Source organism: Nesterenkonia sandarakina (assembly GCF_014138825.1).
Classification (GTDB): Bacteria; Actinomycetota; Actinomycetes; order Actinomycetales; family Micrococcaceae; genus Nesterenkonia; species Nesterenkonia sandarakina.
The window spans coordinates 2,197,148-2,209,466 of sequence record NZ_JACJIH010000001.1; the positions used below are offsets into that span (position 1 = coordinate 2,197,148).

Consider the following 12,319-nt stretch of genomic DNA (forward strand, 5'->3'; position numbering starts at 1 on the left):
ATCGAGGGCACTGGCGTGGTGACTGGCACCTATGTCCAGCGGATCACGCGCCGGTGGCCACGCCGCTCGGTCGGCTCTCTGCCAGGACACTCCGGCGACGAACTGCCGGCAGTGGCTCAAGACCATCGACACCAAGAAACGGGAGGTTTCACAATGACCCTCGCCGTCTTCCGGTGCTACGTCGCGCCCGAGCAGCGGGCCGAACACGACCGGCTCTACAACCAGATGCACATCCTCATCCAACAGAGTCCTAACCACATCGAGCACAAGATGTTCACCGCTGAGGACGGGGAGTCGGCACTGGTCGTCGAGTTCGACGACCTGCAGAGCCTTGAAGAATGGGGCGAAAACCCCGACCACAGGATCGCCAAGGCGTCGGCAAGCGGTACGTGTTCACGAGTTACGACGTCGCAGTCCGCGAAGTCGTCGAACGCCATGTCAAGAGCGATGTTCGTCCGGAACACCTACCCAGCATCGCTCCCTCGTCAGCGACGCCGACCGTTCGCGCAGGCCACAGTAGCGAGTTCCCGCAGGAGGGGCAGTCATGGGAGTGATCAACGGCGGGTTCGGAGGACGGCATGGCTCCAGCGACCCGCGACTGCCTCCTGGGCAGACCCACGTCTACGACTGGCCGGTGCTCTCGACGGGACCCACGCCCAATGTCGACGAGGGCCGATGGAGCTTCACGATCACGACCGAAGACGAGGTCACGCACCGGTGGAACTGGGGTGAGCTTCAGGAGGTAGGCGTCGAAGACGTCGTCACCGATATCCACTGCGTCACCCACTGGTCGAAACTGGACATGGCTTGGCGTGGCGTGCCCATGGACCGGCTGTTCGAGGATGTCGAGACCAGTTACGACTACGTGATGGTCCGTAGCTACGGCGGATACACCACCAACCTCCCACTCGAAGACCTCCTCGATGGGCAGGCATGGCTAGCCACCGAGGCGGAGGGCGAACCCCTTACTCCCGAGCACGGAGGTCCGGCCCGGCTCCTCGTGCCCCACCTCTACTTCTGGAAGAGCGCGAAGTGGGTTCGAGGAATGGAAATGATGCCCTCGGACGACCCGGGGTTCTGGGAACAGAACGGCTACCACCTCCGTGGCGACCCATGGCGAGAGGAACGCTACTGGTGATGACTCCTAGCCGAGTCCGGTGGCACCTCGGGCGGGTGCTCAGTCGGCAGTTTGAGACCGAGGCGGCCATCCGCCTTGAGCTGGATGTTCCGACCTGGCCTGGAAACGTCGCCGGAGCTCATCTCGACATCCGGCTCACGGCACCGGACGGGTACCAGGCGTCCCGGTCTTACTCGCTGGCGTCCTCGGGTGAGTCGACACGGGTTGTACTGGTGATCCAGGAGCTGCCCGGGGGCGAGGTGTCGCCCTTTCTCGTGCGCCAACTCGCAGAAGGTGAAGAAGTCGAAGTACAAGGACCGCTCGGACGCTTCTTCGTCTGGATCCCCGCTGAGCCCGAGCAGTCACCGGTTCAGCTCATCGCAGGCGGATCGGGGGTTGTGCCGTTGTTCTCAATGGCCTCAGCACGTGAACGTGAGCCGAAAGGCGCTGACTTTCGGCTGCTGTACTCGGTCCGCAGTCCGCGCGATGAGTTCTTCGCTGACGAACTGGCAGAACTCTCACGAACCATCGTCGAGATTGTCCACACGCGCGAATCAGCGCCCGGAGCGGGCCGGCCACCTAGACGATTGACGCGCGAGGCGCTCGCCGCGTCGACCTTTCCCGCATCGTTGTCGCCACGCATCTTCGTCTGCGGACCAACGCCGTTCGTCGAGGCCGTCGCGGGTTGGCTTGTCGAACTCGGTCACGACCCCGCACAGATTCGTACGGAACGATTCGGAGGCAGTCCATGACGCACGTCGACGGAAACGCCCTCGCAGGTGCCTTCGCGACTACTCTCGGTATCGAGATCACTGTGACGGTCGGTAGGTGCCGGAGCTGCGGCAGCTCTTTCAACCTCGCTTGCGCGCATGTCTTCATCACAGCCATGGGTGCAGTCATGCGGTGCGGCCATTGTCAGGCGGTGCTGGGCGTCATCGTCCGCGGTTTCCGAGAGACGCTAGTGAACCTCTCGGGCCTGGACTACATCAGGGTGCCCCACCTATGACTGGTCCGCTCGCCGCGATCGCGGCTTCTACCAGGCAGGGGGCTGCGGACTGATGCTTCGCATCTACGACAGTGCTGTCCGGAAGCTACGCAACTTCGTCCCGCTGAACCCAGGACGAGTCTCAATCTATGTGTGCGGGCCAACCGTGCAGTCCGCGCCTCACATCGGGCACCTTCGTAGCGCCCTCGTCTACGATCTCTGGCGACGCTGGCTCACCCACCGCGGCTACGCGGTCACCCTCGTTCGCAACGTCACCGACGTCGACGACAAGGTTCTGGACCTGGCAACCGAGACTGAACCATGGTGGGCACGCGCCTACCGTGTCGAGACGGAGTTCGCGCGCTCGTACGCCGCGCTGGGTGTTCTCCCGCCAACCCATGAGCCCCGAACTTCCGGTCACATCCCGCAGGCACTGACCCTGATCGAACGACTCCTTCGCCGCGGACACGCCTACGTCGCCAGCGACGGCTCCGGCGACGTCTACTTCGATGTCAGCAGCTGGCGGGCATACGGCAAGCTCACCAGGCAGACCCCCGGCGCCGTAGCGGACCCTGATAAAGGGCCTGGCGGGGCAAAGATCGATCCCCGCGACTTCGCGCTTTGGAAGGGAGCCAAGCCCAGCGACCCAGAATCCGCGCGTTGGCGCTCACCGTGGGGAACCGGCAGGCCGGGATGGCACATACAGTGCTCAGCGATGTCCCAGCACTACCTCGGACGTGCGTTCGACATCCACGGAGGCGGCCTCGACCTGCGATTCCCGCACCATGAGAACGAGCTTGCCCAGTCCACCGCAGCAGGCGACGAGTTCGCCAAGTACTGGATACACAACGGCCTCGTCACGATCGACGGGCAGAAGATGGCCAAGTCGCTGAACAACTCTCTGTATGCCGATGAACTCCTCCGCCGTGTCGGCCCGGCGACGCTGCGTTACTACCTGCTCAGCGCGCACTACCGCAGTGCCTTGGACTATCAGGAGAAGGATCTCACGCACACCGAGGCTGCAGTCACGAGAATCGCGACGTTCCAGCACCGAGCACGCACACGACTCGCGAACACAGCATCCGACGCCCCGACGCCGCCCATTGCCTTCGCGGCCGCGCTCGACGACGACCTGAATGTCCCAGCGGCGCTCGCAGTCCTGCACGACCACGTGCGCGCGGGCAACATCGCTCTGGATAACGGCGATCCAGCTGCCGCCATGTCTACGTACGAATCGGTGCTCGCGATGACCGAAGTGTTAGGGATCGAGCCCGGCGGCTTCACGACCGCCCCGCGAGCCGACGTTCATGGCAGCACGATCTCTACCCTCGTCGAGGTTCTACTCGCGAATCGCTCTCATGCGCGGGACGCAGGAGATTTCTCCACCGCCGACCGCATCCGGAACGAACTGGCTAGCGCTGGGATCGCCATCCAGGACCACACCTCAGGCACCACCTGGACGCAGGCGTAGCCAACTCGTGCACGATGGTCGAATACTTCCGTTCCGGGGTGATCCGATCAGAGCAAGAGACCGAGTGAGGCGTCCGCCAGACGTCGAACCGTCATAGGGGCAGAGCTGTCTCGCTTGTCTGCCACTGTGTCGGTACCAAGCGAGGCGTCAACCCACTCCTGCAAAATGGTGACTGCGGCCGGAGCGTCAAGGTCGGCGGCTAGTGCCGAGAGCACGGCCTGCTCGACCGGTGCTGCCGGCGCCCCGCTACCGAGAGCCAGGGCACGACGCCACTGCTTCAATGTGTCGAGTGCGGCCGAGATTTCGGCGTCTGTCCACTCCCAGCTTGATCGATAGTGGTGCCGCATGAGGGCGAGGCGGATGGCCGCAGGGTCCACTCCTTGCTTTCGCAGAGAGGAGACGAAGACCAGGTTTCCGCGCGACTTCGACATCTTCTCGCCGTCGTACGCAACCATCCCGGCATGGACGAAGGTCTGCGCGAACCGATGCTGTGGATGAATGACATGACCGAGTCCTGCGGACATCTCGTGGTGCGGGAATGCCAGGTCTCGTCCTCCGCCCTGTACGTCGAAGGATGATCCCAGATGTTCCTGGGCGATTGTGGTGCATCCGATGTGCCAACCGGGTCGTCCCGGCCCCCACGGACTGGGCCAGGACGGCTCCCCTTGCCGCTCGCCGCGCCAAACCAGGCAGTCGAGCGGGTCGCGCTTGCCTCTCCGATCGGGGTCACCGCCACGCTCGGCGAAGTCCTTCAACATCACATCGCGGTCGAGTGACGATACGCGGCCGAAGGATGGGTCGGCAGACACCTCGAAGTAGAGGTCGGTTCCCACTCGGTAGATAGAGCCGCGCTCCTTCAACATCTCGATGCGAGAGATGATCTTGGTGACGGCCTCGGAGACTCCGACGAAGTGTGCGGGTGGCAGGACGCGTAAGGCTGTCATGTCCTGTCGGAATCGCTCGGTCTCGCGTTGTGCGAGATCACTCCAGGGAATGCCTCGCGCGTGGGCGCGTTCCAGCAGCGGGTCATCGATGTCGGTGACGTTCTGAACATAGATGACATCGTGCCCGGCGTTTCGAAGGGCGCGGTTGAGTAGGTCAAAGCCGACGTAGGTTGCCGCATGGCCGAGATGAGTGGAGTCGTAGGGTGTGATGCCGCAGACGTACATCCGCGCGGCGTCATTCGGCGGCAACGTCACCAAGGATCGGTTCTCAGTGTCATAGACCGAGACTGCGGGCCCGTGTACATCCAAGCGTGGAATCTCTAGACGGGGCCATGCCAACATGTCGTGGTCCTCGTAGTCGATGAAGCCACACCAGAGGATTCGGCGTGGATTCCTGATCCTGCTGACAGAGTGTCGCGAGGGCTCATGCGGGCGTCCATCCGCGCAGGAATGCCAGCACCTTGGCTTCGGATACCTCACAGGGCCGTAGGTGCTCTGCTTTGCGAGTGCGGTACACGTTGGCGCTGATCAGGTCGTCCCCTCCTAGCTCCTCGGCCGAGATGCTGATGCTCTGGCCATGCACTCGCGTGGTACGGGTCAATCCGTATGAGCGACCTTCGTATGCGACGACGGTCCAGCCTTCAGGAACCCGATCGACCATTGCCTGCAAGCTGGCTGTGGCCTGACTCGCACCATCATGCTCGGGAGGCATCGAGTGGATAGAGCTCGAACTGTGAGAGTCGGGGGCACAACTCCTCACCATGGCATGGCTCGTGGAATCGCGCGCGAGCTCTGGAACTCGTGCTTCAGAAGGCATGTGCCCTCCCCCGCAGTTCACTCTGCGGCGCTCAGCGCGACGCGGATGGAATCGAGAGCCATGTCGAGCGCGATCGCCATGCTGCGCTCGTCCCGTGTGGTCTTGACGAGGAGGTACCCGCCTTGGACAGCGGCCATCAGACCGACGGCTAGCTCTTCAGGGTCTGCGTCCGGCCGTAGCTCGCCTGAGTCCTGCATGCGCTCCAGTCCGAGACGGAACCAGTGCTGCCAGACGCTGAATCCTCGTTGGAGATTCTCACGCGCAGTTTCACACCGGCCAGCGATCTCGCCCGCCAGCGACCCCATCGGACAGCCGTGAGCACCTCGCCAACCACGCACTCCTACCACGATCGCATCCCGCCAACGCTCGAAGCCGCGCATCGTGCGCAGGTCGTCGAGGAATGGTGCCTGCTCGCCAAGCACCCGTTCAATCTGGGCCCTCACGACTGCCTCAACCAACTCGGTCTTGTCCGAGAAGTAGTGGTAAACCTGAGACTTGCCCGTTCCGCTGGCCTCTATGACATCGTCAACGCTGGTGGCCTCAACGCCCTGCGTGTACATGAGATCGGCGGCTGCCGCGACGATACGCAGACGGGTGGCCTCGCCCTTGGCGGTCAGCCGTCGCGGCTTCTTCTCACTCACCGTGCCCCCAATCTGGACTGGAGCCGCCAGCCTCGGGGGTCACGATGAGTCCTGCGATCGAGTCGCTCCCGTCCGTGGTTTCTCAGGCGCACCGCTACCTCCCGGTGCGTCAACGGCACCTGACGACCGGTCGCGTTCCCACTGCTCAAGAACCGAGTTGATGGCATGACTGATCGAGTGCAGATCGGCTTCGGTGTTCTGAGAGATGTGGAACGTCTCGATGTCTCGCGCACGGTCCCGGTCGGACTCCCGTCGCTGAGTGAGCAGAATCAGCGGTCCCTGCAGAGCAGCGACGATCGCCAGAGCCGTTCCTAGATAGTCCAGCATGGCCGTCGGGTGGGGATAGAAGAGCGGCAAGATGGTGTTCACGACAAACCACGCGAGAATCGCCACCACCAGGATCAGCAGGAACGGCCATGAGCCCGCGACGCTCGCCACCCAGGCAGCGGCCTTGTCTCCAGGGCTCGACCGCGCTTCTCTGAACATGCTGAGTTGGTGCCCGCAGTGCGGGCAAGCGAACATCTCGCGGCCTACGATGTCGCTGAAGTGGCCGTCCATCTCGGGCTCGGAATGGTGTCGAGAAGCGCGGTGCAAACCGGCGCCACTTCCCTTTCCAGACTCTGGTGACTGCTCTGTTTGCTCGTCGCGCTCCGGCTTGGTCATCGCTCTCGCTCTCCCCGGGTGCTCTCCCCGGCACTGGCGCGTTCCTGCGCGATCTGCTCGCGGAAGTGCGCGTCCTCCTGCTTGACCGCTATGGCACCGAGCAGGATCTCGTCGATCTCTGCAGCGGGGATGATGACCGCACCCGACCCGTCGGCGAAAACATAGTCGCCCGGCATGACGCCGACACCGCGCAGCACCACGGGAACATTCGCCCGGTGTGGAGTGATCAGCGCACCGCCAGCCTCCACCGCCTCACCAGCGCAGTACGAGGTGAACCCGTACGTTCGGAGCTCAGTGAAGTCCCGGAGTCGGCCATCTGTCAGCACTCCGTCGAGCCCGTAGTGGTGCACGCGACCCAGCTTCGTTCCACCGCCTACCGAGACGCCTGGATGGCCATTGGTCGCGAGCACAAGAACTTTTCCCTCAGAGTCGTCCCCAACTGCCTCACGGAACAGCGATCGGAAATCGTGCACTGCGGGGTCGACGCTTGCAGCGCAACTGGGGAAGAAGGCGATCGTCACGGCTGGTCCGAAGAGGACCCTGCCGGGGGTGGGGCTCTCCAGCCCCAGGATGTGCGCGCCGTGGCGGTGGCGACGACCCAACGCATCGACTATGTCGGCACAACCGATCTGCTCGGCCTGCGCCCGCCGGTCCTTGGCGCTTGCGCGGTTGGTCGCACGAGGTTCTCCACTCACAGGACATCACGATGCCAGAGCCTTTTATGTACTGTCAAGTACGAAATACTGGTGCGCTGATGCACCCAGGGACTCCGGGGTCTCGAAGCCTGCAATACCGCCGGACGTGTTCACGGCGGAGGTCAGGACACGTCCCAATACGCGTGAACAGCACTCTTGACCACGGAGTGTCCACCTGCAGCGGTTCGGGACAGTCACGTTCCCTTCGCCCGAGGCTGACACCGACGCGGTCGACGCGGACCAATCCGTGGTAGTAGATTGTACTATCTGCTACATTTTTACACGCGCCGCGAGTCAGCACCGCTGCGGCGGAAGCCAGATCAAGCCCTCGGGGCGGGGATGCGAGCGCCTTGCCGCCGTGCGAGAGGACCAAGAACGCCGACCATGACTGCCCGACCTCACCACTGTGCGACCTCTCGGCCAGAGGGCTGCGCGCCGCAACACGCTGGGGTAGGGCCTCGCGACTCACACCCGCCTAGAGGTCGGCCGGACGTCGATGTCCATAGACCTCGGGGCGCCCCACCAGCGTTCGCGATGAGAGGGGCGCACGTCATGACCCAGTCCATACCTGGCGCGGGTCGGCAGTAGCGGGCGTGTATGCCTTCAGTGCGCTTTCAACCGATCGTCGCTCGTACTCGCAGCATCCGTGTGCCTATCGCGCCCGTGGCGCATGACTGCGTCAAGCTGATCTTCGTCCGCGCAGGGTCCGCGATCGTACTCAGCGAGTTCGGCGAGAGGCCAGTATGCGCCGGTGACGTCGTGGCCCTGGGCGCCAACACCCTGTGCGGAAGCGAACCTGAGGATCTAGTCACCGTCACCACGCTCTGCCTGGACCAAGACTACGTCGTCGACCAGATCTTCTGGCAGCATGCCGAGCTGCTTGCAGACCGGTTCGAGGCGCATGACTTCACCGACGAGCTCTACTCCGAGTCGGCCCAGATACTCCGCCTTGGAGAGGACCGCGCTCGGATATTTACACCACTCCTGGACGAGTTGGTCGCGCTCAGTGTCGATGGGCCGTGCACCGAGAGTTTCTATCGGATGCAGGCGCTGCTCTTTGGCGTGCTCGATATCGTAAGCCCATACGTGAAGACGTCGCCGGTGCGACGGACTTCGAACCTGCGGAGGACGGGTCGCCCTGGTACGCCACGCCACCGGCGGTTCACGCCTCTACGGGACGAGGCTCGCGAAGCGCTCCACCTGCTTCGCGACGCGCCGGCCGACGACTGGACACTTGGTCGACTCGCGGCCGCAATAAATCTATCGCCCTCGCAGCTCGGGCGGATCTTCGTGGACGCTTACGGCAAGACCCCCATGACGTACCTCACGACCGTACGAGCCGAGCATCTGGCTCGGCTGCTGCGCGAGACAGACCTGCCGATTGAGGCAGCGATGCGCGAAGTGGGGTGGTGCAGTCGCGGCCATGCTGCACGGATGTTTCGTCACGCCGTAGGTGTGACACCAACTCGCTATCGGATGATGATCCGGAAGAGAGCTGCCGCCTGATCCTGAAGGTACAGATCGCGGCATCGACGATACGGATCACCGCAGCCTTCCCGCCTCCCGGTACGGAAGGCGTCAAGTGCTGGTAGTCCGGTGGGGACTCGTCGGGTTGACCGCCGTACCTGACGGTCACATCGCCTGTTTCGTTGTCCGTCTGTCGTTGCTGGTTTTCGCGGCGTACCTAATGGTCACCGGGCCTGGTCGGCCGGGTGCTCAGAGTATCGGGAGGACACGCCGATGGCGACGACACGAGAGCGAGCGCAGGCGGCGCGGGAGGCGAAGCTCGATGAGCTGCACAAGCGCCTGACCGGGGCGGTCGAACACCTCGTCTCCGGTGAGGACTGGTCGCGCGCGCTCGCATTCGCGGCACAGTTCAGGGCCAGATCGTTCTCAAACACCCTGCTGATCTGGGACCAACATCAGGGTGCCTACGAGCAGGGTCGGGTTCCGGGGCCGTTCCCGTCGTATGTGGCCGGCTACAAGCAGTGGCAGACACTCGGCCGGCAGGTGGAGAAGGGCCAGCCCGGCTATCAGATTCTCGCTCCCGTGACGGGCCGGTTTGCCTCGGCGAACCCTGCGGATGCGGAGTCTTGGCGGCGTCTTGGGAAGGGTGAGAAGCCGCGTGCCGGTGAGGTGGTGCGCTCCAAGATGGTGGGCGTCCGCCCGGCCTATGTGTGGGACGCCTCGCAGACCTCTGGTGACCCGATCCCCGAGCCCCCAGCACCAAACTTGCTGGAAGGCGAGGCGCCCGCGGGGTTGTGGGACGGCCTCTCTGAGCAGGTGGAGGCGGCCGGGTTCGCGGTGCTGCGGGTGCCGCATGCGGGGATGATCGACGGTGCGAACGGGATGACCGACTACTCCGCGAACACGGTCGCGGTGCGGGAGGACATGGACCCCGCCGCGCAGGTCAAGACCCTCGCTCATGAACTCGGCCATGTCCTGCTCCACGGTCCCGACCAGGAGGAGGCGCGGCAGCATCGCGGGATCGGTGAGGTCGAGGCCGAGTCCGTCGCTTTGATGGTCGGCGCCGCCCACGGGATGGACACCTCCGGTTACACGATCCCGTACGTCTCCACCTGGGCCGCTCGGGTGGATGGCAAGGAGCCGGTGGAGGTGGTCAAGGCCACCGGGGAGCGGGTCCGCAAGACCGCCCTGGCGATCCTGGACCGACTCGACACCGCGCAGGTCGGTGACGGCACTCCACCTGGCTTGGAGCGGGACACGGCCCACCGCGAGGTAGCCGTACATGCGCGACCGGCAGCCGAGCCGACTTCGCCGCGGCGGGTGGCGTCGTTGCCTGAACCAGGTGCACGCTCCGTACCGGTGCCGGCGTTCGAGGCGCGGGGGCTGTGATGGCCGAGCACGGCGCCGTCTCCTCGGTCCTGCTTCGGATGAACGGGTCATGGCCGCTGTCGGCAGCCGCGCGCGAGTTCGCGGCTGCGGGCGTGCCGGTCTTCCCATGCACCTCGTATGGGAAGCGGCCGGCGACCGAGCACGGCTTCCACGACGCCACCACCAACCTGGATCAGATTGAGGCGTGGTGGCGGCAGTCGCCGGGGGCGAACATCGGCGTCCCGACCGGCGCCGCCTCGGGCGCGGTCGTGGTGGATGTCGATGTGCACGGCCCGGTCGATGGTCGCGCCAGCTTCGACCGTGCCCACCGCGCCGGGCTGGTGCACGGGTGGGAGCTGCTGGTGCGCACGCCCACCGGCGGGATGCACGCCTACTACCCGGCCACGCCCGGCTCGGAGCAGCGGTCGTGGCAGGCGGCTCGCGCGGGGATCGACTTCCGCGGCGACGGCGGCTACATCATCGTCCCGCCCTCGACCTGCTCCATCGAGGGCACCACAAGCGGGTACCAGGTCGAGCAGGTCAACACCGGCCCCGCCCGCGTCCTAGACGCGCAGCGGCTGCGGGACTTCCTCGACCCCCACCCCACACCGAGCCGTCCTGCGTCTGGCGGTGTGGATCGGGACGCCGATGTGGACGTGTCCCGGTTGGCGGCGTGGGTCGCCGCCCGTGGTGAAGGTGAGCGGAACCGTGGCCTGTTCTGGGCCGCGTGCCGCCTCGCGGAGAACGGGCTCCCCGCCTCGGATGCGCTGGATGTGCTGACCGCGGCCGCCAGTCACGCTGGGCTCGCCGAGCGCGAGATCGTCACCACGGTCCGTTCCGCCTACCGCACCGTCCACCCCGCACCTGCCCGGCGTGGCGCGCGCGATGGGTCGTCACCGGTGCGGGGTTCGTCGCCGCTGGCCGCGGACGGCTGGTTCAACCGTGATCCCGCTCGCCCGTCAACCGAGTCATCAAGGGTGTGGGGGTTGTGATGACCACCCCGATCGCGAGCAGGGCAGCGGGTCGCCGGTGGGCGGTGGTGACGGCGGTGTCCGGGACGGTGTTCATCGCCGCCGGCGCGTTCTGGCTCTCCTTCACCGCACTGGTGGACCTGGCCGCCAGGTCCGGGGTGGGTGCGGGGCAGGCGTGGGCGTGGCCGCTGATCGTGGACGGCATCATCGTCGTCGCCACCGTCGCCGTCGTTGCTCTCGCTGGGCAGAAGACGGCGTGGTATCCGTGGGCGCTGCTGATCGGCGGCGCCGCGGTCTCGGTGGCCGCCAACGCGATCCACGCTGTGGTCGCCGCCGATGCCGACGTGCCCGGCGTGCTGGCCGCCAGCGTGGCGGCGGTGCCGCCGGTGGTGCTGCTGGCGATCACCCACCTGACCGTCATTCTCACCCGTCCCGCACCCGGCACCGCCGGTCCCGAGGCCGCGGTCTCCGACCCCACGGCCTCGTCCCCCGCGGTCCTCGACGCACCGTCAACGTCACAGCCGCGAGAGCTGACCACGCCGCGCACCGCGGGCGAGCCAGCCCATCGGGCGGGCAGGAACGTGCCCGACACGTCTACGTCCGCACCGGCACTGGAGCGCAGGGACCGGGCGGCGGACCTGCGGGGCGCGGGGTGGTCGAACAAGCGGATCGCCCGCGAACTCGGTGTGCATCCGTCCACGGTCGGCCGCTGGTTCGCCCGTGCGCACCTTCCTGACACGAGCACCCCTGAGATGACCGATGGTGAGGAGGCGACCCGATGAACGGGAACCCGCACGATCAGCACGAGAAGCAGCACGAGACACCCGACCGGCGGCATGAGCAGTCGGAGCCGGTCGAGAAGACCGGCACGCCGGATGCGGTGGAGGCCGCCCACGTCCGCCGCGACGGCGACCTGGGCACGCCCATCGCCAGAAGGCGGGCGCGGGGTGTGGAGTGGGTGCGACCCACCGATTTGATCGCTCGGCACTCCGCGTCGCTGTCGGGGCGGGGTATCGACTTCGAGGCAGAGCTGGCCCGCCGCGCCCGCGCCCCGATCGCGAACCGGATGCACGACCTCGCCGACCGGGCGCGCCGGTTGCCGCCGCTGTCCGCCTTCGGCCGCAGCGGTGCTACTCACGAGTCTCCGGTGCGCTCGGGTGTCGGGATGAACAGGTGACCG

At 65.7% G+C, this 12,319-nt stretch carries 13 protein-coding genes; 9 read left to right on the forward strand and 4 right to left on the reverse strand.

Annotated features, from left to right (window positions below; translation table 11 throughout):
* The first annotated feature begins 544 nt into the window (after positions 1-544).
* Genes HNR24_RS09940 through cysS form a run of 4 tightly spaced genes read left to right on the forward strand, consistent with a single transcriptional unit; the run spans position 545 to position 3,573 of the window.
* Positions 545-1,138 carry a molybdopterin-dependent oxidoreductase gene (locus HNR24_RS09940; protein WP_135446929.1) on the forward strand — a complete coding sequence of 198 codons (594 nt, stop codon included), beginning with the start codon at positions 545-547 and terminating at the stop codon, positions 1,136-1,138.
* Entirely contained in the window at positions 1,138-1,869 is a 732-nt protein-coding gene (locus HNR24_RS09945) for an FAD-binding oxidoreductase (protein ID WP_241548411.1), read from the forward strand. Before HNR24_RS09940 ends, HNR24_RS09945 begins: the two co-directional genes overlap by 1 nt.
* The gene (locus tag HNR24_RS14385; RefSeq protein ID WP_220477203.1) at positions 1,866-2,123 is read left to right on the forward strand and encodes a DUF6510 family protein; all 258 of its coding nucleotides are present in this window, start codon (positions 1,866-1,868) and stop codon (positions 2,121-2,123) included. The genes HNR24_RS09945 and HNR24_RS14385 overlap by 4 nt, the downstream gene beginning before the upstream one ends.
* 49 nt (positions 2,124-2,172) lie before the next feature.
* Positions 2,173-3,573, forward strand: coding sequence for a cysteine--tRNA ligase (gene cysS, locus HNR24_RS09950; protein WP_135446925.1), 1,401 nt, complete (start codon positions 2,173-2,175; stop codon positions 3,571-3,573).
* Between the two features lie 47 nt (positions 3,574-3,620).
* Here the strand turns inward: cysS and mshC are convergent, their stop codons facing one another.
* The 4 genes from mshC to HNR24_RS09970 form a co-directional block, all read right to left on the reverse strand.
* The gene (gene mshC, locus HNR24_RS09955; RefSeq protein ID WP_135446923.1) at positions 3,621-4,859 is read right to left on the reverse strand and encodes a cysteine--1-D-myo-inosityl 2-amino-2-deoxy-alpha-D-glucopyranoside ligase; all 1,239 of its coding nucleotides are present in this window, start codon (positions 4,857-4,859) and stop codon (positions 3,621-3,623) included.
* 492 nt (positions 4,860-5,351) lie between these two features.
* Entirely contained in the window at positions 5,352-5,975 is a 624-nt protein-coding gene (locus tag HNR24_RS09960; protein WP_200489067.1) for a TetR/AcrR family transcriptional regulator, read from the reverse strand.
* 39 nt (positions 5,976-6,014) lie between these two features.
* Positions 6,015-6,638 carry a DUF1003 domain-containing protein gene (locus tag HNR24_RS09965; RefSeq protein WP_135446921.1) on the reverse strand — a complete coding sequence of 208 codons (624 nt, stop codon included), beginning with the start codon at positions 6,636-6,638 and terminating at the stop codon, positions 6,015-6,017.
* Entirely contained in the window at positions 6,635-7,333 is a 699-nt protein-coding gene (locus HNR24_RS09970; RefSeq protein ID WP_135446919.1) for an RraA family protein, read from the reverse strand. Before HNR24_RS09970 ends, HNR24_RS09965 begins: the two co-directional genes overlap by 4 nt.
* Before the next feature lie 597 nt (positions 7,334-7,930).
* On the opposite strand from HNR24_RS09970, the gene HNR24_RS09975 reads away from it, so the two are divergent.
* From HNR24_RS09975 to HNR24_RS09995, 5 genes are all read left to right on the forward strand, one after another.
* Entirely contained in the window at positions 7,931-8,839 is a 909-nt protein-coding gene (locus tag HNR24_RS09975) for a helix-turn-helix domain-containing protein (protein ID WP_135446917.1), read from the forward strand.
* A gap of 234 nt (positions 8,840-9,073) precedes the next feature.
* The gene (locus HNR24_RS09980; RefSeq protein WP_135446915.1) at positions 9,074-10,189 is read left to right on the forward strand and encodes an ArdC-like ssDNA-binding domain-containing protein; all 1,116 of its coding nucleotides are present in this window, start codon (positions 9,074-9,076) and stop codon (positions 10,187-10,189) included.
* Entirely contained in the window at positions 10,186-11,160 is a 975-nt protein-coding gene (locus HNR24_RS09985) for a bifunctional DNA primase/polymerase (RefSeq protein WP_135446913.1), read from the forward strand. The genes HNR24_RS09980 and HNR24_RS09985 overlap by 4 nt, the downstream gene beginning before the upstream one ends.
* A complete protein-coding gene (locus HNR24_RS09990) occupies positions 11,160-11,921 on the forward strand; it encodes a DUF2637 domain-containing protein (RefSeq protein ID WP_182495686.1) in 762 nt (253 codons plus the stop codon). Before HNR24_RS09985 ends, HNR24_RS09990 begins: the two co-directional genes overlap by 1 nt.
* Positions 11,918-12,316: a hypothetical protein gene (locus HNR24_RS09995; RefSeq protein WP_135446911.1), complete on the forward strand. Its 399-nt coding sequence runs from the start codon at positions 11,918-11,920 to the stop codon at positions 12,314-12,316. Before HNR24_RS09990 ends, HNR24_RS09995 begins: the two co-directional genes overlap by 4 nt.
* Positions 12,317-12,319: the final 3 nt, after the last annotated feature.

Coding starts and splice junctions, on each gene's coding strand:
- HNR24_RS09940 (WP_135446929.1), top strand. CDS start 545: ATGGGAGTGATCAACGGCGGGTTCGGAGGACGGCATGGCTCCAGCGAC.
- HNR24_RS09945 (WP_241548411.1), top strand. CDS start 1,138: ATGACTCCTAGCCGAGTCCGGTGGCACCTCGGGCGGGTGCTCAGTCGG.
- HNR24_RS14385 (WP_220477203.1), top strand. CDS start 1,866: ATGACGCACGTCGACGGAAACGCCCTCGCAGGTGCCTTCGCGACTACT.
- mshC (WP_135446923.1), bottom strand. CDS start 4,859: ATGTTGGCATGGCCCCGTCTAGAGATTCCACGCTTGGATGTACACGGG.
- HNR24_RS09965 (WP_135446921.1), bottom strand. CDS start 6,638: ATGACCAAGCCGGAGCGCGACGAGCAAACAGAGCAGTCACCAGAGTCT.
- HNR24_RS09975 (WP_135446917.1), top strand. CDS start 7,931: ATGCCTTCAGTGCGCTTTCAACCGATCGTCGCTCGTACTCGCAGCATC.
- HNR24_RS09980 (WP_135446915.1), top strand. CDS start 9,074: ATGGCGACGACACGAGAGCGAGCGCAGGCGGCGCGGGAGGCGAAGCTC.
- HNR24_RS09990 (WP_182495686.1), top strand. CDS start 11,160: ATGACCACCCCGATCGCGAGCAGGGCAGCGGGTCGCCGGTGGGCGGTG.
- HNR24_RS09995 (WP_135446911.1), top strand. CDS start 11,918: ATGAACGGGAACCCGCACGATCAGCACGAGAAGCAGCACGAGACACCC.